The sequence below is a fragment of the Anabaena sp. 90 genome, assembly GCF_000312705.1.
GTDB lineage: Bacteria > Cyanobacteriota > Cyanobacteriia > Cyanobacteriales > Nostocaceae > Dolichospermum > Dolichospermum lemmermannii.
Genome location: NC_019427.1, coordinates 2,928,609 through 2,951,760, shown reverse-complemented (window position 1 = coordinate 2,951,760; position 23,152 = coordinate 2,928,609). Strand labels below are relative to the sequence as shown.

Sequence of the window (23,152 nt, the reverse complement as noted above, 5' to 3'; positions counted from 1 at the left end):
AGCCGCTGAGTTTACCACTTACCCCGATGTTTTATGAATCTCTGCGTCAAAAGTTTAACTCTATAACCGTCATAACCTTACCCTCTTCATTAGCTATTGTCAAGCATTATCTGGATGAAACTGTCACAAAGTATAAATATTGAGTCATGGAAAATCAGTATAAAAGAGACATCTGAATCGCAAGTAAGGCATCATTAAAAATAGGGAAAAGGACTGGTAACCGCTCAATAATTCGGGGTAAATCGTTCAATGACAAGCCTCAAATGGCGTAAAATCGTTCCCGAATAGGTAGTCCGCCCCCATTTACTGAGCAGATACAAGGACTGTGTAATCTGGTGTTTTAATTTTTAATTCCGGCTTGCGGTACTAGTACATCACGGCGTAAATAAAGCAACCATATTCAATCGCCAAAAAGTCTACTGTATATTAGTTTTGACTTTTGACTTTTGACTTTTGACTTCCGCCCTGCGGTACTAGCCTTTTTTGCAACTGTCGCCGCAGATTATCCAAAGCTGCATTTGCACTCACATAACGAATTAAAGACCGTCCCCGAATTGTTCCGAAGCGATGTTCAAAACTGATTACTTCGTTGCCAGGACCAGCCAAACCAATATAGACTAAACCCACTGGTTTGGTTTGGGTTCCCCCGGTCGGTCCAGCAATGCCTGTAATACTTAATCCCCAAGTAGTTGAGAGCCGATTTTTAACACCAATAGCCATTTGTTCAGCTACTGTCGCACTCACTGCGCCAAATTCCTCTAAATCCTCTGCTTTGACCCCTAATAGTCCAATTTTTACGGAGTTGGCGTAGGAAATTACTCCACCCCAAAAGTAATCAGAACTACCGGAAATTTCTGTTAACATTTGCCCCAGTCCCCCACCGGTGCAAGATTCAGCGACAGATAGGGTTTCTCCCGCAGACCTTAATAAATTACCAACAACAGCAGCGAGGGTGTCATTATCAATGCCGTAATAATCTAAGCCAGCAATTTCTATGAGTTGTTTTTCAATGGGCGTAATTAAAGCTTCTGCGGTTGTTGCGTCTGTGGCTTTGGCGGAAATTCGCAGTCTGACCTCTCCCTTGCCCGCATAGGGGGCTACGGTGGGGTTAGTTAAGTCAAAATAAGGGGCTACTTTTTCGGCTAAAGCTGATTCTCCAATTCCCCAAAATCTTAAACTACGACTATAAATAATTTCCTTTCCCCAACCTTGACTTTTCAGAAAAGGTACGGCGGTTTCTGTCCACATTCGATACATTTCGCTGGGAACACCAGGGAAGGTAAAAATAGTTAATCCCGGACGAGGTTGCCAAATAATACCTGGTGCTGTTCCTGTGGGGTTGGGTAAAATTTCTGCACCTTGGGGAATTAAGGCTTGTTTGCGATTATTGGCAGACATTACTCGTCCCCGTTGGGCAAATTTTTCGGTTATATCTTCGATAATATCGGCTCGTTCTATTAAAGGTACGCCAAAAAAATCAGCGATAGTTTCGCAGGTGAGATCATCGGGTGTGGGGCCTAAACCACCGGTAAAAATGAGAATTTGTACTCTGGAAGCGGCAATTTCGATCACTTCTTTGAGTCTGTCTGGATTATCCCCGACGACGGTTTGATAGTAGTGAGGAATGCCTAACTGTGCTAACTGCTGGGCAAGATATTGAGCATTGCTGTTGAGGATATCTCCTAGCAGCATTTCTGTACCAACGCAAATAATTTCTGCACTCATGGGGGTTAAGAAGGAATTAGGAATGGGAATTTGGGAGGAACTGGTGATATTAAATACTCGGTTAAATATAGGACTAATATTTGATTTTAACAATCAGGTATTTCCATATCTATATCTATCACGCTTCTTTCCCTGTTAACTATTTTTGTACATAAATTCAACAAACATTATAAAATTAAAGATGGCGGTTTTAACACGATATTTTCAAAGTATAAACTATGAATATTTGGGTAAATGAACAAATTGATCCTTCTGGGCTGATTCACGCCTGTATTGCCTCTTGTGATGAATCTCAGGCTAAGGATTGTCATGAGTCGTTTAAGACTAATCTCACCAACTCTCAAAAGGCAGAGGGCTGGACTGCAAAATTAAGGGTAGTTAGATCTTGGGATGATGTGCCAGTTAATGCTTTAAAACTTGATTAATGAGAGTGTGCTGTCTGGAAAAAAGGGTAGACAAAGCCCCAATCTAATTCTGTCTATTAATTGATAGGATGGGTGGTAATATTTGCGTTAATATTCTGGAGTTTCCAGTTACCATTCTAAATTCCATGCAGCATGAAACTCAACTTAGTTTATTTGATAACTCTAGCTTAAACCAAAAAGAGCTAATTACTACCAGTAATAAAATTCCCATTCCGCCGGGAACTTATGACAATGTAGAGGAATTGACAAAACATTGCAATGGCTGTCAGCGTTGTGCATTAAGTGAAAACCGGACTCATGCTGTGGTCGGCCGTGGTAATCTCCAAGCGGAAATTATGATTATTGGGGAAGCACCGGGAAAAAATGAGGATGAAACAGGTTTACCATTTGTAGGTAGATCAGGACAATTACTAGAAAGTATCTTAGCTTCAGTAAATTTAAGTACAGAAACAGATATATATATTGCCAATATTTGCAAGTGTAGACCACCGGAAAACCGTGTACCAACTAATGAAGAAGCTGCTGCTTGTAAACCATATTTATTTGAGCAGATTCGCCTAGTTGACCCCAAAATTATCTTATTAACAGGTGCAACTTCTGTGAAAGGTGTCATTGGTGACAAACGCCCGATTACTAAAATTCGCGGTCAATGGTTAGAGTGGGAAGGGCGTTTATGTATGCCTATTTTTCATCCCTCTTACTTGTTGCGTAACCCTTCACGGGAACAAGGAAAGCCTAAATGGTTAATGTGGCAAGATATACAGGTGGTTCGGGCTAAGTTTGATGAATTCAAAAATCAGGATCAAAATTAAGTAGGTTGGCGTTAAAAATTGTCGTTATGACTAGGGAACAGGGAACAGGGAATAGGGAATAATTTTCCCAATTACCAATTACCAATTACCAATGACCAATTACCAATGCTCCTGTAAGTTGGTAAAGTTAGGAAATTACAAAATATCAAGTCATCAGATTTTTACCACTAAAACATGGGCAGCCAGAGAAAAATGTATTGGGAACTCGATTTTTACTCCCGTCCGATTTTGGACGAAAATCAGAAAAAAGTATGGGAAATGTTAGTGTGTGAAAGTCCTGTAGATATTGGTACACAAACGGATTCTCTGTTTCGCTATGCTAAATATTGCCCAAGTACCCAGGTAAATTCGGGTTGGCTACGGACAGCAATCCAGGAAGCGATAGAAGAAGCCGGTGCTTCCCCCACCAAAATCCGCTTTTTCCGCCGCCAAATGAATAACATGATTACAAAATCCTGTGAAGATGTGGGAGTACCCGCTGTACCAAGTCGGCGGACTTTGGTTCTTAATCAGTGGATACAGCAGCGCATGAAGGAAGTCTACCCCCAAGAACCGGGATATCAGGGAGTAGCCAATCCTTCTGTGCGTTTGGATAAGCCCTTACCTCAACGTTTACCAGATGCTTTAGAAGGAAAACAATGGGCTTTTGTGACATTAGAGGCTAGTGATTTGGCTCAAATGCCGGATTGGGAAATTGGCTTTGGTGAAGCTTTTCCCCTAGAGTTGGCGGAATTACGCCCAGAAACTCGGATTCCGGGAATTTTGATTTTCTCACCCAGGGCTTTACCCATAGCAGGTTGGATGTCTGGTTTAGAAATGGCTTATTTGCACTTTGACACTAAGCAAGGAAATCGCCTGATTTTAGAAACGGGGGCTACGGAAAGTTGGGTTGTGGCTAATATTCGCACTCCCGAACTTTTAGCAGAAGCACAGGGCTTTACTGTAGCTAAGGAACAGGCTAATGGGGTGCATTTTATTGGTGTCCAGTCTGATCCTCAATCTCAAGATTTTGCGGGATTTTGGCTATTACAAGAAATCAATTTGCCCTAATTTGTCAGTGGTCTGTTGTCAGTGGTCAGTTGTCCATTATTTGGAATTTGGTAAGTTGATGACACGCTAATGGGATAATAGACTGCGACGATTAAGCGATTTATATCCAAAATCCATAATTCATAAAGGGACATGGGTTCTGAAAATTTGTTACAAGATACACTGGCTCAACAACTGCTAGAACTTGCCCTCAAGTCTGGTGCTGAGGCTGCGGAAGTGTATCAATCACGATCGCTTTCTCGACCAGTTTTTTTTGAAGCCAACCGTCTCAAACAACTAGAAACCAGTCAAGCTGAGGGGACAGCCCTGCGGCTATGGCGGGATGGTTGTCCCGGTTTGGCGGTGGCTTATGGCGATGTTGATCCCCAAGCTATGGTGGAAAAATCTTTGGCACTGAGTCAATTAAATCCACCAGAAATAGTAGAATTAGGGACTCATGCTGGGACATCCTATCCCGATTTAGGCACATCTGTATCCGTAGAAATGTTGATTAAATGGGGCAAGGAGGCGATCGCCCTAATTCGTGATGTCTATCCAGATATTCTTTGTCATAGTGACTGGGAATGCGATATAGAAAACACCAAACTCATTAACAGCAAGGGTTTAAATTCTCACCACACTGACACTACTCTTAGCTGCTATATGTCAGCAGAATGGGTCAGAGGTGATGATTTTCTCAGTGTTGCTGATGGTCAAACCCAACGCGATCAACTCAATCCAGAGAAAGTAGCCAATCAAATTTTACAGCGATTAAATTGGGCTAAAGATAACATTCCTAGTCCCAGTGGTCGCTGTCCTGTATTGTTCACTTCTAAAGCAGCAGATATGCTGTGGGGAACTGTGCAATCAGCTTTGAATGGTAAGCACATCTTGGAAAAAGCTTCTCCCTGGGCTGATAGATTGGGTAAACCAGTTATTGCCCCCACCCTTACCCTGTACCAAAATCCAGCAGCAGGACCTTATAGCTGTCCCTTTGATGATGAAGGTCAACCTACCCAGTCATTAGTATTTATCGAAAATGGGATTTTACGGAATTTTTATAGCGATCGCACTACTGGACGACAATTAAACAGTGGTAGCACTGGTAATGGTTTTCGTCCCGGTTTAGGTAGTTATCCCACACCAGGGCTATTTAACTTCCTAATTCAACCTGGTGATCTTTCCCTCTTAGACTTAATTAGCAAGATGGATGATGGCTTAATTATCGATCAAATGCTAGGTAGTTGTAGCGGACTATCAGGTGATTTTTCCATCAATGTGGATTTGGGATATCGGGTCAAAAATAGTCAAATAATTGGCAGGGTAAAAGATACGATGGTGGCAGGGAATGTCTACACAGCCCTGAAACAAGTGGTGCAACTAGGTGGAGATGCGGATTGGAATGGTTCTTGTTATACACCATCTCTGATAGTAGAAGGACTATCCATTACTGGGAAAAATAGTTAATATTATAACATCCCAGATCCCCGACTTCTTCAAGAAGTCGGGGATCTAACACAACGCAATGATATAATTAGATTCATCTCCACCGTATCTACTATCAAGGGTATGATTATTTGGCAACCAGGGCAACAAATTAATAACGGTAGATTTATCATTCAAGGTAAACCTTTGGGTAGCGGTGGTTTTGGGACTACCTACAAAGCCTTAGAACCTAGCACGGGTAAATTATACGCCATTAAAACTCTCAATCAGCAAATGCAATTGCAAGAGGACTTTGCAGAACAACAGGTTAAGTTTATTAACGAAGCCTTGACAATTAAAGGTTTTGATCATAAGCATATTCTCAAAGTCCATGAAGTCATTCAAGCAGGTGAGCTTTTTGGCGTGGTGATGGAATATATTGATGGAGTAACTTTATTTCAATATCTTCGACAAAAGGGACAACTTGCCGAAAGCGAAGCACTATTATATATAGATCAAATTGGTCAGGCTTTAGAATATATTCACGCCAAAGGCAGTTTACACAGAGATATTAAACCTGCGAATATTCTTTTACGCCAAAATAAACAAGAAGCGGTTTTAATTGATTTTGGTTTAACTCGCAGTATTGCTACTAAAAGTATGACAGCTTCTTTAACAGAAGGTTATGCACCTATTGAACAATATCGTCGCAAAGGGAGTTTTGGACCCCATACCGATGTTTATGCTTTAGCTGCTACTTTATATTATCTGCTGACGGCTGACGGACTCAACAAAGAGGGGGAAGTTAGTCCAGTACCCGCAACTAACCGGAAATATGAGAATGAACCTTTACCCGCACCAAAACATTATAATTCTCGCATTAGTCAGAGGGTGAATGATGCTATTTTGCACGGTATGGAAATAGAACCGGAAAATCGGACTCCAACAGTGTTAAAGTTTCGGGAAAATTTGGGTTTGGTTGTTGTTCAACCGAGAAGAACCCCACCCCCTAACCCCCTCCCCGCAAGCGAAGAGGGGGGACTAAAATCATCTTGTGGAATGGACTATAGGAAACTGCGTGACTTACTCAAAGCAGGAAAATGGAAGGAAGCAGACGAGGAAACAACAAGGGTAATGTTAGCAGTTGCGAAACGGGAAAAGGAAGGTTGGTTAGATGATAAAAGTATTGATAATTTTCCCTGTGAAGACCTGAGTATTATTGATAAGTTGTGGGTAAAATACAGTGATGGTAAATTTGGTTTTTCTGTGCAGAAACGAATTTATCAAGGTTTTGGTGGAACGAGAGAATATGACTCATACATCTGGGAGAAGTTCGGGGACAAGGTAGGATGGAGGGGACGGTGGGGCAACTGGTTGAAGTACACAGATATTACTTTTGATAAAAAAGCATCTGAAGGCCACCTCCCGCAGGATTTTCGCTTTCAACTAGGACAAATTGAGTGGTTTTTCGGGGTTGAGGGGTTGATTGGGTCTGATTCTCTCTTGTCTGGGGTCTTCTTCTCTCGCGTCGAGACTTGTAAGTTGTAACATTTAAGGGTTACAGAAAATTATTAAGTCTGAATCAGGATAACCAGGATTAAAGGATGTACAGGATGGTAATTTATAGATGGTTTGTTTGGTGATGAAAGTTGTATTTGTCTGAATCAGGATATCCAGGATTAAATGATTAACAGGATGGTAATTTATAGATGGTTTGTTTGGTGATGAAATTTGCATTTGTCTGAATCAGGATAACCAGGATTTAAGGATGTACAGGATGGTAATTTATAGATGGTTTGTTTGGTGATGAAATTTGCATTTGTCTGATAGCGTAGCGTGGCGTTAGCCATATCAGGATAACCGGGATTAAAGGATGTACAGGATGGTAATTTATAGATGGTTTATTTGGTGATGAAAGTTGTATTTGTCTGAATCAGGATAACCAGGATTAAAGGATGTACAGGATGGTAATTTATAGATGGTTTATTTGGTGATGAAAGTTGTATTTGTCTGAATCAGGATGTCCAGGATTAAAGGATTAACAGGATGGTAATTTATAGATGGTTTAAATTATTCAAAAACAATCATTCAAAAACATCCTGAAAAATCCCCAAGTTCCAAAAAACAATCATCCAACAACATCCTGAAAATCCTCAAATCCTGGACATCCTGATTCAGACAAATAAAATCACCAACTCCCCACCAAAAATCATCCAACAACATCCTGTAAATCCTCAAATCCTGGATATCCTGATTCAGACAAATAAAATCACCAACTCCCACCAAAAATCATCCAATAACATCCCGTACATCCTCAAATCCTGGATATCCTGATTCTGACAAAAAAATCCCCAAGTTCCCACCAAAAATCATCCAACAACATCCTGTAAATCCTCAAATCCTGGACATCGTTCAGATATAATATAATAAATTGCCAGCAGGAGTATTACTTATGACGGTAAAAAAACTTATTCAAGCAGAAATTGACAGAATACCAGAACAAGAGCTAGATAATCTTTATCAATGGATAAAAGAATTTACAGATAAAATAAATAGTGTAAAAAATGGGATTTTTTCACCCCAAAATATACCATCAGAAACCTTGGAAACAGCAGAAAAAAACCTTTCTAATTCTTATCCTTACCATGATTTAGATTATCTTGCTGGAACATGGACAAAAGAAGATGAAACTGAATTTTTACTTAATACTCAACAATTTAATGAAATAGATCAACATGGTGATTTTAAAAGTATAGAAAATTTAAAATTAGGTAATTGTTTAGCAGATTTTATTTATGAATCATAATTGATCATTATACTTGAAACCCACATCCTGTAAATCCTAAAATCCTGAGTATCCTGATTCTGACAAAAATACTTTTGGAAAAGCAAACCCCTATATATATGGGCGCACAGATTTCCACTATATTTAAACTATAACTGAAACTTGGAAACTTGTCAATAGTATTTTTTAATAATTTTACTGTCTTTTCTTATTCAAGCTTATCAGTAAAAATACTTAATAAGCGAAATAAGATACCCATCTAAAAAACTCAAGAAAGAGTTAGTTTTAAATTAAAATTTAAAGATTAAAAATTTAAACTTAAAAATTATGATTTCCCTGACAATGCTAACTCAGTATTTTCGGAACTTTTGGCAACCTAGAAAGGGTTTAGCTATTGCAGAAGCATCTATAATTGGGATAGTAGCCGCTTTATCTGCGGTATTACTCAAACAAGGTTCAGGCTGGTTGGGGACATGGCGAGTGCATACAACTCACATTTTCCCAGCCTGGATATCTCTACCATTTATTGGTCTAAGTTTGGGGTTTCTTTCTGGTTGGTTAGTGCAGCGATTAGCACCAGAAGCGGCTGGTAGTGGCATTCCCCAAGTTAAAGCTGCTTTGGCAAATGTGCCAATTAAACTATCATGGAGAGTAGCTTTTGTCAAGTTAATCAGTTCGATAATCGCCTTGGGTTCGGGGTTAACCTTGGGAAGACAGGGACCCACAGTTCAAGTTGGTGCGGGGTTAGCAGCGGGAATGAGTCGCTTAGTTCCTACCTCTCCAGATCATCGCCGACAGATGATTGCAGCGGGGGCTGGGGCTGGTTTAGCAGCGGCTTTTAATGCACCTCTAGCCGGGGTATTATTTATTATTGAAGAGTTATTACAAGATCTATCAGGTTTAACTTTAGGAACGGCAATTATTGCTGCTTTTATTGGTGGTGTAATTTCCCGGTGGTTGGGTGGTGGGAGTCTGCAATTAGACTTAAAACTAATTGACTATTCTAGCAGTTTTTCTTTATTAGAAATTCCGGCTTTATTAATTTTAGGAATTTTAGCGGGTTTATTAGCAGCTTTATTTAATCGGGGATTAATTTTCAGTATTCAAGCTTATCGCCGTTTACATATTAGTTTACCTTTACGAGTGGCTTTAGCTGGTTTGGCTTCTGGTTTGATTATGTCCTTACTACCAGAAACCTTTCGGGATAATACAGGTTTGCGGGAGTTTATGATTGCTAGTGAACCGAATATACCTTTAGCGGGAATTGTCTTTATTGCCCAATTTATTTTAACCTTAATTGCCTTTGGTTCGGGCGCACCAGGAGGATTATTTGCACCAAGTTTAATTTTAGGTTCTTGTTTAGGACATATTATTGGCGTATGTGAATTGCAAGTATTTGGATTTGGTTCACCGACTACCTACGCATTAGCCGGAATGGGGGGATTTTTTAGCGCGGTTTCCAAAGTTCCGATAACGGCGATTGTCATTGTTTTTGAAATGACGACAGATTTCAATTTAGTATTACCTTTAATGGTGGTATGTGTGACATCTTATCTGGTGGCTGAGAAGGTTGTTCCGGGTTCACTGTATGAAAAACTGCTCACATTAAATGGTATCATTATTAAAAAAGATAGCCCCACAGAGGGAATATTAACTCAATTAACTGCTAAGGATGTAATGCAGCCCTCCGTGGAAACCCTAGAAGCAGAAATGACAGGAGATGAAGTTATTAAAGCCTTTTCCCGTTCCCATCATCGCGGCTTTCCTGTGGTAGAAAATAATAAATTAGTAGGATTAGTTTCCCAGACAGATTTACAGAAAATCCGTAATCATCTCTCACCCCATGAGACTCTTTTAAGAGAGATTATGACACCCAAACCGGTGACAGTCACACCAGCAGATAGATTAAGTCATGTTCTCTATTTATTAAATAGATATCAAATTAGTCGCTTACCTGTGGTAGATGGACAAAAATTAATTGGGATTATTACCCGTGCAGATATTATCCGTACGGAAGCAAATCATTTGAATGGTGAAACCGGGGTGACAGGTCCCCAAGCTGAACCTTCCTATCTAGTATACCAAACTCGATCGCCTAGTATTGGGAGAGGGAGATTATTAGTTACCATTGCTAACCCGGAAACCGCCCCCGCATTACTAGAAATGGCTGCTGCGATCGCCCGCGATCGCCATTATGAAATAGAATGTTTACAAATCATCTTAGTATCCCGTCATGTTTCTCCAGCGGAAACCCCAGTTAACACCGCTAAAAGTCGCCGCTTACTCCGACAAGCCGAAGGTTTAGCCAAAAAACTGCACATTCCCATTCATACCCAAATTCGTGTCGCCCATGATATCGCCCAAGCTATTTTAGAAACTACCAAGGAACGATATATAGACTTAATTTTCATGGGTTGGAAGGGAAATACATCTACCCCTGGCAGGATTTTTGGCAGCGTAGTAGATACTATAATTCGTCAAGCAAACTGTGATGTTGTCTTGGTCAAATTAGGCAATAATTTCCATTCCTACCAGCAATTTAAACGCTGGTTAATACCAATGGCTGGAGGACCAAATGCACCTATTGCCATTAAATTATTACCTGCTTTAGTAACTTTGGAAAACGACATAGAAATCCGCTTAACTCAGGTAGTTAAACCTGGGGAAGTTGCACCAGATATGACGGTTTTAGAGGAATCTACTCGCCAATTCATGCGTCACCGCAATTTACAAAGTAATGTTGTCGCTGCATCTTTGCAAGCTGAATCTGTTACCGCTGGAGTCATTGAATTAGTCAAAACTGAAGATTTCGACGTTGTAGTTTTGGGTGCTTCTCGTGAGGGATTATTACAACAAGCAATTCAAGGTAATATTCCCGAAGCAATCGCATCTGGTGTTGATAGTACCGTAATTTTAGTCAGAAGTGCAATTTCTTAACTATGATTTGTGTGATTTACCTGATTTATATGAGTTTATAAATTTAATCAGGGTGGGAAAACCCACCCCTACAGATCTTAACGTTTCACCAATTTCTTGGACATCTTCCTAAGACGAATAGATTCAGGTGTAACTTCCACCAATTCATCTTGAGCAATGTATTCCAAAGCTCTTTCCAAATTCATGTCTATGGGTGTTTGTAACTGAGTAAGTTCTTCACCACCAGATGAACGGTGGTTGGTTAACTGCTTCGTTTTACAAACGTTCAATTCCAAATCTTGGGGACGATTATGTTCACCAATAATCATCCCTTTGTAAACCTTAGTTCCTTCACTGATAAAGAATGCGCCTCTATCTTCACAGTTTTTCATCGCGTAGGAAGTAGAAACACCTTCTTCAAAGGAGATGAGAACGCCTTTGTTCCGGGCTTCAATATCACCACAAAGGGGACGATAATCAAGGAAACTGTGGTTCATGATGCCTTCACCGCGAGTCATTCGCATGAATTCACCTCGGAAACCGATTAAACCACGGGCTGCTACGATAAACTCTAGTTGGGTGCGATCGCCACCACCAGGCTGCATATCTTGCATTTCCGCTTTCCGTTGTCCTAAGCGTTCAATACAGCTACCAACTGCGTCCGCGGGAACATCTAATGCTAGAAGTTCAAAAGGTTCGCAATTTTGACCGTTAACTGTACGGTAAATTACTTGAGGTTGGGATACTTGGAACTCAAAACCCTCACGGCGCATGGTTTCGATTAAGATGCCTAGGTGTAATTCACCACGACCAGAAACCAGGAATTTATCAGGAGAGTCGGTGTCTTCAACGCGCAAAGCTACGTTGGTTTCTAATTCGCGGTATAAGCGATCGCGGATTTGCCGAGATGTTACCAATTTACCTTCTTGACCAGCAAAAGGCGAATCATTCACCCAGAAGGTCATTTGCAAAGTTGGTTCATCCACCTTAATTAATGGCAGAGCCAGAGGTTCATTAGGATCTGTAATAGTTTCACCAATATAAGCATCAGCAAAACCAGCTACAGCCACAATATAACCTGCGGTAGCTTCTTGCATCTCTATCCGTTTTAAACCTTCAAACCCCATCAACTTGGTAACTTTGCCCTTGACAATGCTGCCATCTTCTACTACCAAAGCAGCTTGTTGTCCAGCGCGGATAGTTCCATTGTGGATTTTACCAATGACAATCCGGCCTAAATATTCTGAATAATCTAGGGTGGTAACTTGTAATTGTAGAGGCTTGTTAGGATCTCCCACTGGTGCAGGAACGTGGCGAAGAATGGCATTAAATAGCGGCTGCATATCTACTGATTCTGCTTCTAAGCTTTCTTTAGCGAAACCAGCCATACCGGAAGCAAACAAATATTTAAAGTCACACTGGTCTTCATCTGCACCTAATTCTAAGAACAGATCCAAGACCTTATCAACAGCAATGTGGGGGTCAGCTTGTCCCCGGTCAATCTTGTTAATAACAACGATAGGACGCAAACCTTTTTCCAAAGCCTTTTTCAAGACAAAGCGGGTTTGGGGCATTGGTCCTTCATTGGCATCAACAATCAGAATACAACCGTCTACCATGCCGAGTACCCGTTCTACTTCTCCGCCGAAGTCAGCGTGTCCAGGGGTATCAACAATATTGATTAGGGTTTCTTTGTAGCGAACCGCTGTATTTTTAGAGAGAATTGTAATGCCTCGTTCCCGTTCTAAATCATTGGAGTCCATGACACAATCCGGAACGTCTTCGCCTTCGCGGAAAATGCCGGACTGTTTGAGGAGAGCATCAACCAGGGTGGTTTTACCGTGGTCAACGTGGGCGATAATGGCGACGTTACGAATTGGGAGCGTCATAGATGGTTTGGGTAAACTTTAAGGTTTTTAGATTAAGAGGCTTATTTTTGGTCGTTTTAACAGAAGTGGAGATTATCTACCACATCTGTAACGAACCTTGTAATGATTCTAGCGTAATTGTCACAAATATTGTTATTTTGATAATAAATATTAAGAGCATTTTTAAGATATAGGGTACTTGCTTCAATAAAGCTAACTCGCGTATACCCCTAAACGACGTGAAATTAGCACTTAAAACTAAAATTGTGCCAAAATGAACTTATAAATCTATAAATTTACAGGTTATGGCTTGGTTATCAGGACAGGAATTACAAAATGGTAAATATACCATAGAAAAAGAATTAGGTGAAGGTGGTTTTGGGATCACTTATCGCGCTAGAGATAATCAGGGAAATTTCGTTGTTATCAAAACTCTAAATGATGCAATCCAAAAACGTGCTGATTTTGCTAAATTTCAACAAGACTTTCTCAACGAAGCGATTAAATTAGCTAAATGTAGTCATCCCCATATTGTCCAAATATACGAAGTCATTCATGAAAATGATCTTTGGTGTATGGTGATGGAATATATTGATGGTGAAGATTTAGGAACTGTAGTAGAAAATCAAGGTATTTTATCTGAAACTGAAGCATTACGCTATATTCAGCAAATTGGATCAGCATTAACTGTAGTTCATGATAATGGCTTATTACATCGAGATATTAAACCACAAAATATCATGTTGCGTTCTGGTAAATCAGAAGCAGTGTTAATTGATTTTGGGATTGCGCGAGAGTTTTCCCAGAATTTAACTCAAACACATACGCAAATGTTAGCTGATGGTTTTGCACCAATTGATATGATAAAAAAGCAAAACGGGGAGCATTTACAGATGTTTATGCTTTAGCTGCAACTTTGTATTCTGTGTTAACTGGAGAATTACCAACTATATCACCAATGAGAGCAATTGGTACAGAATTAGAAGAAGCAAAAAAGATAAATTCTAGTATTAGCGATAAAGTAAATCAGGCGATAATTAAAGGAATGGAATTAAAGCCAGAAAATCGTTCTCAGTCAATAAATGAGTGGTTATCTCTTTTGAATATCCAAAAAACCAGCAATAATACTATTCTTTCCGCCACACAAATTATTGAAGATAAGATTATTCATGAGTTTAAAACTCATGTTGATTATAAAAGTTCTACAGCAGGATTGCTAATTCATCATAAAGAAAGTAGCTCAGACCTCGCATTGCATTATCATATAACTATCTCTGATACCCACGCCTTTAACTTTGGTGGAAATGGATTTGCTGTATTCCGAATTCCGACAGTATCATATAGCGTAGAATCAGTGACATTATTGCCGAAAAAAGAAGTCCTTGATAGATGTTTAATTGCTTATGAATTATTCAAAACTTGGGATTATGGTTTATTGGGTTGGAACTGTGAACACTTTGCTAGATTAGTCACAACAGGAGAAGCAATTAGTTATCAAGTAAAAGAGTCAATATTAGCATTTTTAAATAATAATGGTTATCATCCATTAGCAAAAGAAATGATGGATAAAGCTTGTCGAACTGCAAAATACTAATTTAGTTAAAAACACTAACCTCTTTCTTTCTCTTCCTTCTCTTTCTCTTCCTTCGTGTCCTTCGCTCCTTCGTGGTTCATTTCCTCTTAACATCATCCAACTAAAAATGCTATCAGAAAGATTTACCCAAGCGCTTACCTACGCCCATGAACTCCACGCCACGCAAAAACGCAAAGCTGGGGATATTCCCTATATTACCCATTTACTAGGAGTAGCCAGTATAGCCTTAGAATATGGTGCAAACGAAGATGAAGCGATCGCTGCCTTACTACATGATGCCATAGAAGACCAAGGTGGAGCAGCCACCAGAGCAGAAATTCGCCGGCGGTTTGGGGATCATGTCACTGCTATAGTTGATGGTTGTACAGACGCAGACACCACACCCAAACCCCCTTGGAAACCCCGGAAAGAAGCCTATATTGCCCATATTGCCACCGCTTCCCCTGAAGTATTGCTAGTTTCCGCCGCTGACAAACTCCATAATGTCCGCTCAATTCTCAAAGATTATCGCATGATTGGTGATGCAGTTTGGGAAAGGTTTCAAGGTGGCAAAGAAGGCACACTTTGGTATTATCGTTCTTTAGCAGATGCTTTCCAGAAACATCAAATTACGCCCTTAGTGGCAGAATTAGAAAGAGTAGTGTCCGAATTAGAAATTTTAGCTGCATATAAAAAATGAAGAACGAAAACTTTCATCCTTCATTATTTACAGCATATTGCAGGTTACAGGAGGTACAAAGTTATCATGCTTTTACTCCTTCTTTCTTCTTTCTTCTTCCTGACTCCTGACTCCTGACTCCTGACTCCTTTTTTCTTCCTTTGGGAAGATAGTTATTTGTTGATTAACGGAATAAACTACTGAGTGAACTATCTTCGTGAATCCGCCAAATTGCTTCTCCCAGCAGATTAGCGACTGAAAGCGTCACTAATTGGGGAAACTGATTAGCCTCTGGGATGGGAATAGTATTAGTGACTATAACCTCCTCAAACACCCCACTTGATAACCTTTCAATAGCCGGTGGTGAAAACACAGCATGAGTAGCACAGGCATATACCTGACTAGCTCCTTCTTGACGCAGTAAATTAGCCCCCGCCGCAATCGTACCGCCAGTATCAATCATGTCATCCACCAATATGGCAATTTTGCCTCTCACATCACCAATCACATTTAAGACTTCGGCCACATTATGAGCCTGACGACGTTTGTCAATAATTGCTAGAGGTGCATCATTCAATTTTTTCGCAAATGCCCTAGCCCGTGCGACCCCACCCACATCAGGGGAAACAACCACAATATCCTGTAATCCTTTACTAATGAGATAATCGAGGATAACTGGTGAACCATATACATGATCAAAGGGGATATCGAAATAACCCTGAATTTGAGCTGCGTGCAAATCCATTGCTAGAACTCGGTTAGCACCTGCTTGGGTAATCAAGTTAGCGACTAATTTAGCAGTGATAGATTCTCTCCCTGCTGTTTTTCTATCAGCACGAGCATAACCATAGTAAGGAATTACTGCTGTAATCTGGCGTGCAGATGCTCGACGACAGGCATCAATCATAATTAGTAATTCCATCAAATGATCATTGACGGGTTGACAACTGGGCTGGATTAAATAGACATCACAACCCCGAATAGATTCTTGGATTTGAACATAAAGTTCTCCGTCCGCAAATCTTTTGCGAATCATTGGTCCCAAGTCCATACCTAGATAACGAGCGACTTCTTGCGACAGCGCTATATTGGCAGAACCGGAAAAAAGCCGCAGACGATTATTGTCAGGTAGTCCCGTTGCTATTGACTGGACTGGTAAAGTGGCAGAACTTAGCACAGCAGATCCTCGAAGTGCATTCATAGAAATATCATCAGAGATTGAGCAAATTTAGCCGAAATTGAGTAAACAAATAATATTGATCTTCAAGTTAGCCCTGGGGGTGTTAGAAAACCGACGATTAAATAGCAGCGAAAGTGCAAACAATTATTCTATGATACTTATTACCAATTAACGACCTCGTGAATTGAAGATTAAATATTTATGTTATGAATCAAAAAGAACCTAGCAAAATTATCTATACCTTGAACTTCCATATTTATATATTTCCCGGAAAGCTGACGGCTGAATGCCTACCATTAAAGATCAACTTTGACATTGCTGTGGATGCCAATTGATTTATTTATCCCGGATTATACCTGCTACTATATTGGACAAGTCCTGACTAAAGTCCGAATGTCAGAATAGAATAATGCCAGACTTGTTTCTAGTATACACTTCCTTGTGGGCGGGGTAACTGAGGAAAATTACGGAAGCCACAATTGAGACACTTTGAGTCATGTTGTGGACAGGCGATAGTTTTGTTAAGTTCTAGCTCTGTTGTTATTATTATATTCAATCAATAGACCATGCAATCACCGATTACAGTTGGTACTATCCTACAAAATCGTTACCACATAATTCACATTATTGGACAGGGGGGATTTGGTAGAACCTATCTAGCAGAAGACCAAAGACGCTTTAATGAACTTTGTGTGCTTAAAGAGTTAATTGCCCCAAGCACGGGAACATCCGGTGGAGAAAAGGCACAAGAGTTATTTGAACGAGAGGCTGCTATCTTGTATCAAATTGAGCATCCACAAATTCCCAAATTTCGGGAAAAATTTGCCCAAAACGAAAAGTTATTTTTAGTGCAAGATTTTGTCGTTGGCAAGACTTACCGGAATTTGCTCAGAGAACGCCAAGATGTTGGCACAACTTTTACTGAAGCAGAGGTATTGCATTTATTACGCACTTTGTTGCCTGTTCTTAGTTATATTCACGGTCAGGGAATTATTCATCGGGATATCTCCCCAGAGAATATGATTTTACGGGAAAGTGATTCCCTGCCTGTATTAATTGACTTTGGAGTAGTCAAGGAGTTAGTCACAAAATTACAATCCTCAGTCCCCACATCAGTAACTACTGTAGGTAAATTGGGTTATGCGCCTAGTGAGCAAATGCAAACGGGTAGGGCATATCCTAGTAGTGATTTGTATGCGTTGGCTGTGACGACGATAGTTTTGTTGACGGGGAAAGAACCCGCAGATTTATTTGATGAGCAGGAACTAATATGGAATTGGCAACAGTGGGCAACAGTAAAACCGGAATTCGCTCAAATTTTGCAGCGAATGTTGAGTTATCTGCCGGGGGAACGGTATCAAAGTGCCGCTGATGTTACTCAGGCACTGCTTAACTTAGGTTATAGTAGCCAACCTGCTGCTAATTTATCTCATCTACAAACTATCGCTATCGGGCATCGTCCTGAGCCGATATCAAAAACATCGGAAAAGCCGCAACCTTCAGTTAATTCTGGACAAAGTAGCTCTATTTTGGATAATGCTTGGGCGTTGGCAGGAATTGGCGGTGTTGTGATTATTTTAGCAGGGTTTGGTTCTTGGACTTTGGTGAATTCACTGAAAAATCAGTCTCGTCCAGCAACAGAAACAATCACAACCCCACAATCATTTCCTTCTCCAGTTATTCCTAGTGGGACATTATTAACACCAACACCAACTCCAACACCCACAGTAACTAATAGTGAACCTGTGATTAATCGTCAACGGCTGAGATTAGACAAATCTAACAAGGCGACAATTGACGGAACACTGAGGGAAAATGAATTGGTTGAATATAGTTTACAAGGTAAGGTTGGGGAAAAATTAACTGTATCTGTAAATGAAAACAGTGGGATTGTACTGACGATTTTAACTGCTAATGGTGAAATCATTAATACTCAAGATCAACAATCTACTTCTTATGAAGGAATATTAGCTAATGATGGGAGATATATTATTCGATTAGGTTTGTCTGGGGGTGTTTCGGAGGTTAATTATAGTTTGAATGTAGCTTTAGAAGCACCAATGCCAACGGAAACGCCAACTCCCACAGAAACGCCAACCCCCACAGAAACGCCAACTCCTACAGAAACGCCAACCCCCACAGAAACGCCAACTCCTACGACTTCCCCTACTCCCACAGAAACGCCAACTCCCACAGAAACGCCAACTCCTACAGAAACGTCAACTCCAGGGTTTAATGGGACTAATTAACGTTTTAACGTTAAATTATAAGAGACTAGGCTGAAAACCCTTGAAGTTGAGTTTTGGAGCGTAGTGGTCAGTGAGCAGTTCGGCAAGCTCACTGTAACACTTGTCGAACTGCGGAAAAACTCAACTGTCCTTTAGGCAAGGGATGAAAGCCAGATAGAGGCTTCAGCCTCCACTGAAAGTTTTTCCTGTTGACAAGATTATACTTTGTGAGTTAGCATAGCTTCGTGGTGTTTAGGTCGTAGCCATACTATGGCTAACGCCACGCTACGCTATCGACAGGCTCAGTAACCATGATAATTTATGAGTTCAAAGTCAAAGGAAAAGATAGGCAGTATCGCGCAATAGATGAGGCTATTCGTGCATCTCAATTCATCCAAAATAAATGTTTAAGATATTGGATGGACAATAAAGGTGCGACGAAATATGATCTCAATAAATATTGCGCGATTTTGGCATCTGAATTTCCTTTTGCGGATGAACTTAATTCAATGGCAAGACAATCTGCTGCGGAACGTTCTTGGAGTACAATAGCTCGATTTTACGACAATTGTAAAAAGAAAGTTAAGGGTAAAAAGGGATTTCCAAAATTCAAAAAGAATTGCCGTTCAGTTGAGTACAAAGTTACCGGCTGGAAGTTATCCGAAACCAGAAAAGCAATTACTTTCTCTGACAAGAAAGGTATAGGTACTCTGAAATTAAAAGGTACTTACGATCTTAATTTTTATGATATCAAACAAATTAAGCGAGTTCGTTTAGTCCGTCGGGCTGATGGATATTATGCTCAATTTGCAATTGATGTCAAAATTAGAATTGAATCCCAACCAACGAATCAAATAGTTGGCTTAGATGTGGGCTTGAAATACTTTATTGCCGATTCAAAAGGTAATGTAGAACCTGCCCCACAATTCTATAGAAAGTCAGAAAAACAGTTAAGTCGAGCTAATCGTAAAAAATCTAAGAAGTTTGACAGAGATAAGAAAAAAGCTAAACAAACACAATCCAAGAACTATTTAAAAGCTAAAAATAGGTATGCCCGTAAACATTTAAGAGTAAGTAGGCAGCGAAAAGAATATTGCAAGAGATTAGCATATTCCGTGATCCAGTCTAACGATTTGGTAGCTTATGAAGACTTAAATATTAAAGGCATGGTAAGAAACCGACATTTAGCTAAATCAATTTCTGATGCTGGCTGGGCAACTTTTCGGCAATGGGTAGAATATTTTGGACTCAAATATGGGAAGGCAACAGTTGCTGTTCCTCCCCATAATACTTCTCAAAATTGTGCTAATTGTGGTCAAAAAGTGAAAAAATCCCTATCAACCAGAACCCATAATTGTCATCATTGCGGGTTTGTAGAAGATAGAGATATTAATGCTAGTATCAACATCCTAAGATTAGGATTAACTACGGTAGGGATACGGTCAGCTACGCTACAGGAGATTTGCCCTCTTGGGCGATTGGTGCAAACCTGTCGTCTAATGGCGAGTCAGTGAATGTAGAATCCCCGTGTCTTTAGACCGGGGAGTGTCAAGAAAAGAAGCAAATTAAGTTGTCATTTTTAGCAAAAAACGTTGTTGAATACTTTACTGATTGCGGGAACTGATACGGATGCTGGTAAAACTGTTATCACAGCAGCAATAGCCGCTTATTGGCAAAAATATTATCCCCAGCGTAGTTTGGGGATGATGAAGCCAATTCAATCGGGGTTGGGTGATAGGGAACTGTACCAAACTCTGTTTAATTTGGACCAGTCACCAGAAGAAATTACACCTTTGTATTTTCAAGCCCCTTTAGCCCCTCCCATAGCTGCGGCTAAGGAAAATCGTCAAATTGATTTAGCGATAGTTTGGCGAACTTTGTTGGCTTTGCAGAAACAACGTGATTTTGTGTTGGTGGAATCTTTGGGGGGTTTGGGTTCACCGATTACTGATGAGTTGACGGTGGCTGATTTGGCGGGTGAATGGCGATTACAGACTTTTTTGGTGGTGCCGGTCAGATTGGGGGCGATCGCTCAGGCTGTTGCTAATGTAGCATTAGCTAGGCAACATAAAATCAATCTGCGCGGAATTATTCTTAATTACACCCAACCCCGCACCAAGGAAGAAATTGCTGATTTAACACCACCAGAGTTAATTCAATCATTGACAAATATTCCCGTTTTAGGTTATGTTCCCTATCTGGAAAATCCCAGAGATTTGGAACAACTTGCAAAAGTTGCTGCGGCTTTAGATTGGGAAATATATTGTAGCTAATGGGTGATTGGTAATTGGTGATTGGTAATAGGTAATGGGGAAGAGTTTTTTTAATTTTTAATTGATAAATATGGTTTCTACATTTCCTTTGGCTTCAACGGTAAATCTTAAAAATGTGCGGTTAGCAATTCGGGCTTTGCAACCGCAATTAGTAGAGTGGAGAAGACAAATTCACCAAAAACCAGAATTAGGTTTTCAGGAAAAAATTACCGCTGAGTTTATTGCCGAAAAGTTGCAAAGTTGGGGAATTGCACATCAAACAGGTATTGCAGAAACGGGAATTGTGGCGATTATTAAAGGTGAAAAATCTGGACATGGTAAAGTATTAGCAATACGGGCGGATATGGATGCTTTACCTATTCAAGAAGAGAATGAAGTTCCCTATTGTTCTCAACATGATGGTGTGATGCACGCTTGTGGACATGATGGACATACAGCGATCGCTCTCGGTACGGCATATTACCTCAATCAACACCGACAAGACTTTAGTGGCACAGTAAAAATTATCTTCCAACCCGCCGAAGAAGGTCCCGGTGGGGCAAAACCGATGATCGCAGCAGGTGTATTGAAGAACCCTGATGTTGATGCCATTATCGGTTTACACTTATGGAATAATCTGCCATTGGCAACTGTGGGAGTCCGCGCTGGGGCATTAATGGCCGCTGTAGAATTGTTTCGCTGCACCATTTTTGGTAAAGGTGGACATGGGGCAATTCCTCAGCAAACAGTAGATTCTATCGTGATAGCGGCGCAAATAGTCAATGCTTTACAAACTATTGTTTCCCGTAATATTAACCCCATTGATGCGGCTGTGGTGACAGTGGGAGAACTCCACGCCGGCACAGCAGTTAATGTGATTGCTGATACCGCAAGAATGGGTGGGACAGTGAGATATTTTAATCCTGATTTAGCAGGTTTTTTTAAAGAACGCATTCAACAAATTGTTGGGGGAATTTGTCAAAGTCACGGTGCAAATTATGACTTAGATTATATTCATCTTTATCCACCAGTTATCAATGATACGGAAATCGCGGCATTAGTTCGTTCAGTTGCAGAGGAAGTGATAGAAACCCCCATTGGTATCGTTCCTGAGTGTCAAACAATGGGTGGGGAAGATATGTCATTTTTCTTGCAAGAAGTTCCCGGTTGTTACTTTTTTCTTGGTTCTGCAAATCCAGAGAAAAAATTAGATTATCCTCATCATCATCCCCGATTTGATTTTGATGAAACGGCTTTACCAATGGGTGTGGAAATGTTTGTTCGCTGTGTAAACAAGTTTTTGGCTTAAAATGGAGAAATACTGGGAATTACAGGTGTTTCTGATTCCTGCTGTTGACGTTGTAAATACTTACTCAGCACATAAGCTAAATCTCCTCTTGTCATGGGGCTTAGTGGGTAAATATTACCTTGTGTATCCATATTCACAAATTCTTCAGCAATGACTGTAGCGATAGCGTAAGCGCTGACTTGTCAGTTCGCTTTTCTAGACCAATCAGGTATATTTATGGCATCTGGATGTGATGAGAGAATCTTATCAACGCTTTGATCAGGAAATTGGAAAACCCCATAAGCTTGGGCAAAAATCGCTAAACCTTCACCTCTAGTAACCCGTTGATTTGGGAAAAATAGATTTCCTCGATAACCTTTCATAATATCAGTTTTCAAAACTATCTGAACATCTTTATATGCCCAATGAGAAGGAGGAACATCCGGGATGAATACAGATTTTTTTTCTGGCAGAATAGCCCGTTTATCTAAATAAAATGCCTTCACTAAAATTGACGCTAATTCTGCACGACTAATTAACTTATCCTGATAAAATTTACCATCGGGAAAATTATCCATTAACTTAGAATCAACTACCTTTTGGATATATTCTGAACTGGTAACAGGTATTGGATCTAGTGATTGTTCTTGGGCAATAATTGGGGAATTTTGGAGAAGTGTGATTAAAGTCAATATCCCTAGTAATTTTTTCATTGCGACTATTATTTTATAACTGTATTACTAATATTGACGGTGATTGCATAATTGAAGTTGCTGATTTTCTAGATAATTAAAAATAAAGATTTTTTAAATATAATTGATAAACCTTTATCTTTATAACAAATTGTCTGTAAATAAAATCCAAAATTTCGCTCAGAAATCAAAAATCAAGGGAGTTTTAGTTCTCAATCCTCAATTCTAAATTCTAAATTCTAAATTCTAAATTCTAAATTCTCATTACCAATTTT

The 23,152-nt window shown here is 40.0% G+C and carries 16 protein-coding genes and 2 pseudogenes; 14 read left to right on the top strand and 4 right to left on the bottom strand.

The window, feature by feature from the left end:
• Positions 1–426: 426 nt before the first annotated feature.
• A complete protein-coding gene (locus ANA_RS12820) occupies positions 427–1,725 on the bottom strand; it encodes a competence/damage-inducible protein A (RefSeq protein ID WP_015080484.1) in 1,299 nt (432 codons plus the stop codon).
• Between the two features lie 218 nt (positions 1,726–1,943).
• On the opposite strand from ANA_RS12820, the gene ANA_RS12815 reads away from it, so the two are divergent.
• The 7 genes from ANA_RS12815 (at position 1,944) to ANA_RS12780 (ending at position 11,138) form a co-directional block, all read left to right on the top strand.
• A complete protein-coding gene (locus ANA_RS12815; RefSeq protein ID WP_015080483.1) occupies positions 1,944–2,150 on the top strand; it encodes a hypothetical protein in 207 nt (68 codons plus the stop codon).
• Positions 2,151–2,275: 125 nt separating this feature from the next.
• On the top strand, positions 2,276–2,962 hold the full coding sequence (locus tag ANA_RS12810) for a uracil-DNA glycosylase (protein ID WP_015080482.1): 687 nt from the start codon (positions 2,276–2,278) through the stop codon (positions 2,960–2,962).
• Positions 2,963–3,154: 192 nt separating this feature from the next.
• A complete protein-coding gene (locus ANA_RS12805; RefSeq protein WP_371260343.1) occupies positions 3,155–4,012 on the top strand; it encodes a Tab2/Atab2 family RNA-binding protein in 858 nt (285 codons plus the stop codon).
• Positions 4,013–4,144: 132 nt separating this feature from the next.
• Complete coding sequence (locus ANA_RS12800; protein ID WP_015080480.1) at positions 4,145–5,458, top strand: TldD/PmbA family protein; 1,314 nt, start codon at positions 4,145–4,147, stop codon at positions 5,456–5,458.
• A gap of 102 nt (positions 5,459–5,560) precedes the next feature.
• Positions 5,561–6,964, top strand: a complete 1,404-nt coding sequence (locus ANA_RS12795) for a serine/threonine-protein kinase (RefSeq protein WP_015080479.1) — start codon at positions 5,561–5,563, stop codon at positions 6,962–6,964.
• A 904-nt stretch (positions 6,965–7,868) separates the two neighbouring features.
• Positions 7,869–8,222 carry a hypothetical protein gene (locus tag ANA_RS12785; protein WP_015080478.1) on the top strand — a complete coding sequence of 118 codons (354 nt, stop codon included), beginning with the start codon at positions 7,869–7,871 and terminating at the stop codon, positions 8,220–8,222.
• Positions 8,223–8,528: 306 nt separating this feature from the next.
• Positions 8,529–11,138 (top strand): chloride channel protein, encoded by a 2,610-nt coding sequence (locus ANA_RS12780; RefSeq protein ID WP_015080477.1) that lies wholly within the window; start codon positions 8,529–8,531, stop codon positions 11,136–11,138.
• 77 nt (positions 11,139–11,215) lie between these two features.
• On the opposite strand, the gene typA is transcribed toward ANA_RS12780, so the two are convergent.
• Entirely contained in the window at positions 11,216–13,006 is a 1,791-nt protein-coding gene (typA, locus tag ANA_RS12775; RefSeq protein ID WP_015080476.1) for a translational GTPase TypA, read from the bottom strand.
• A 284-nt stretch (positions 13,007–13,290) separates the two neighbouring features.
• Between typA and ANA_RS12770 the strand changes: the two genes are divergently transcribed.
• The 3 genes from ANA_RS12770 (at position 13,291) to ANA_RS12760 (ending at position 15,258) form a co-directional block, all read left to right on the top strand.
• Positions 13,291–13,893 (top strand): serine/threonine protein kinase, encoded by a 603-nt coding sequence (locus ANA_RS12770; protein WP_015080475.1) that lies wholly within the window; start codon positions 13,291–13,293, stop codon positions 13,891–13,893.
• A 50-nt stretch (positions 13,894–13,943) separates the two neighbouring features.
• On the top strand, positions 13,944–14,579 hold the full coding sequence (locus ANA_RS27710) for a hypothetical protein (protein ID WP_235081829.1): 636 nt from the start codon (positions 13,944–13,946) through the stop codon (positions 14,577–14,579).
• Between the two features lie 106 nt (positions 14,580–14,685).
• Positions 14,686–15,258: an HD domain-containing protein gene (locus tag ANA_RS12760; RefSeq protein ID WP_015080473.1), complete on the top strand. Its 573-nt coding sequence runs from the start codon at positions 14,686–14,688 to the stop codon at positions 15,256–15,258.
• Between the two features lie 163 nt (positions 15,259–15,421).
• On the opposite strand, the gene ANA_RS12755 is transcribed toward ANA_RS12760, so the two are convergent.
• A complete protein-coding gene (locus ANA_RS12755; RefSeq protein WP_015080472.1) occupies positions 15,422–16,438 on the bottom strand; it encodes a ribose-phosphate pyrophosphokinase in 1,017 nt (338 codons plus the stop codon).
• Between the two features lie 545 nt (positions 16,439–16,983).
• On the opposite strand from ANA_RS12755, the gene ANA_RS12750 reads away from it, so the two are divergent.
• The 4 genes and pseudogenes from ANA_RS12750 to ANA_RS12735 all read left to right on the top strand — a co-directional run bounded on the left by ANA_RS12750 (position 16,984) and on the right by ANA_RS12735 (position 22,206).
• Positions 16,984–18,666: a serine/threonine-protein kinase gene (locus tag ANA_RS12750; protein ID WP_015080471.1), complete on the top strand. Its 1,683-nt coding sequence runs from the start codon at positions 16,984–16,986 to the stop codon at positions 18,664–18,666.
• Between the two features lie 290 nt (positions 18,667–18,956).
• A pseudogene (locus tag ANA_RS12745) lies at positions 18,957–20,182 on the top strand (RNA-guided endonuclease InsQ/TnpB family protein).
• 58 nt (positions 20,183–20,240) lie between these two features.
• Positions 20,241–20,918 carry a dethiobiotin synthase gene (gene bioD, locus ANA_RS12740; RefSeq protein ID WP_041458052.1) on the top strand — a complete coding sequence of 226 codons (678 nt, stop codon included), beginning with the start codon at positions 20,241–20,243 and terminating at the stop codon, positions 20,916–20,918.
• Between the two features lie 70 nt (positions 20,919–20,988).
• Entirely contained in the window at positions 20,989–22,206 is a 1,218-nt protein-coding gene (locus ANA_RS12735) for a M20 family metallopeptidase (protein WP_015080468.1), read from the top strand.
• Here ANA_RS12735 and ANA_RS12730 read toward each other — a convergent pair.
• Positions 22,203–22,898 (bottom strand): annotated as a pseudogene (locus ANA_RS12730) (S-layer homology domain-containing protein). The gene ANA_RS12735 and the pseudogene ANA_RS12730 overlap by 4 nt on opposite strands.
• Positions 22,899–23,152 lie beyond the last annotated feature (254 nt).

Coding starts and splice junctions, on each gene's coding strand:
- ANA_RS12820 (WP_015080484.1), bottom strand. CDS start 1,725: ATGAGTGCAGAAATTATTTGCGTTGGTACAGAAATGCTGCTAGGAGAT.
- ANA_RS12815 (WP_015080483.1), top strand. CDS start 1,944: ATGAATATTTGGGTAAATGAACAAATTGATCCTTCTGGGCTGATTCAC.
- ANA_RS12810 (WP_015080482.1), top strand. CDS start 2,276: ATGCAGCATGAAACTCAACTTAGTTTATTTGATAACTCTAGCTTAAAC.
- ANA_RS12805 (WP_371260343.1), top strand. CDS start 3,155: ATGTATTGGGAACTCGATTTTTACTCCCGTCCGATTTTGGACGAAAAT.
- ANA_RS12800 (WP_015080480.1), top strand. CDS start 4,145: ATGGGTTCTGAAAATTTGTTACAAGATACACTGGCTCAACAACTGCTA.
- ANA_RS12795 (WP_015080479.1), top strand. CDS start 5,561: ATGATTATTTGGCAACCAGGGCAACAAATTAATAACGGTAGATTTATC.
- ANA_RS12785 (WP_015080478.1), top strand. CDS start 7,869: ATGACGGTAAAAAAACTTATTCAAGCAGAAATTGACAGAATACCAGAA.
- ANA_RS12780 (WP_015080477.1), top strand. CDS start 8,529: ATGATTTCCCTGACAATGCTAACTCAGTATTTTCGGAACTTTTGGCAA.
- typA (WP_015080476.1), bottom strand. CDS start 13,006: ATGACGCTCCCAATTCGTAACGTCGCCATTATCGCCCACGTTGACCAC.
- ANA_RS12770 (WP_015080475.1), top strand. CDS start 13,291: ATGGCTTGGTTATCAGGACAGGAATTACAAAATGGTAAATATACCATA.
- ANA_RS27710 (WP_235081829.1), top strand. CDS start 13,944: ATGAGAGCAATTGGTACAGAATTAGAAGAAGCAAAAAAGATAAATTCT.
- ANA_RS12760 (WP_015080473.1), top strand. CDS start 14,686: ATGCTATCAGAAAGATTTACCCAAGCGCTTACCTACGCCCATGAACTC.
- ANA_RS12755 (WP_015080472.1), bottom strand. CDS start 16,438: ATGAATGCACTTCGAGGATCTGCTGTGCTAAGTTCTGCCACTTTACCA.
- ANA_RS12750 (WP_015080471.1), top strand. CDS start 16,984: ATGCAATCACCGATTACAGTTGGTACTATCCTACAAAATCGTTACCAC.
- ANA_RS12735 (WP_015080468.1), top strand. CDS start 20,989: ATGGTTTCTACATTTCCTTTGGCTTCAACGGTAAATCTTAAAAATGTG.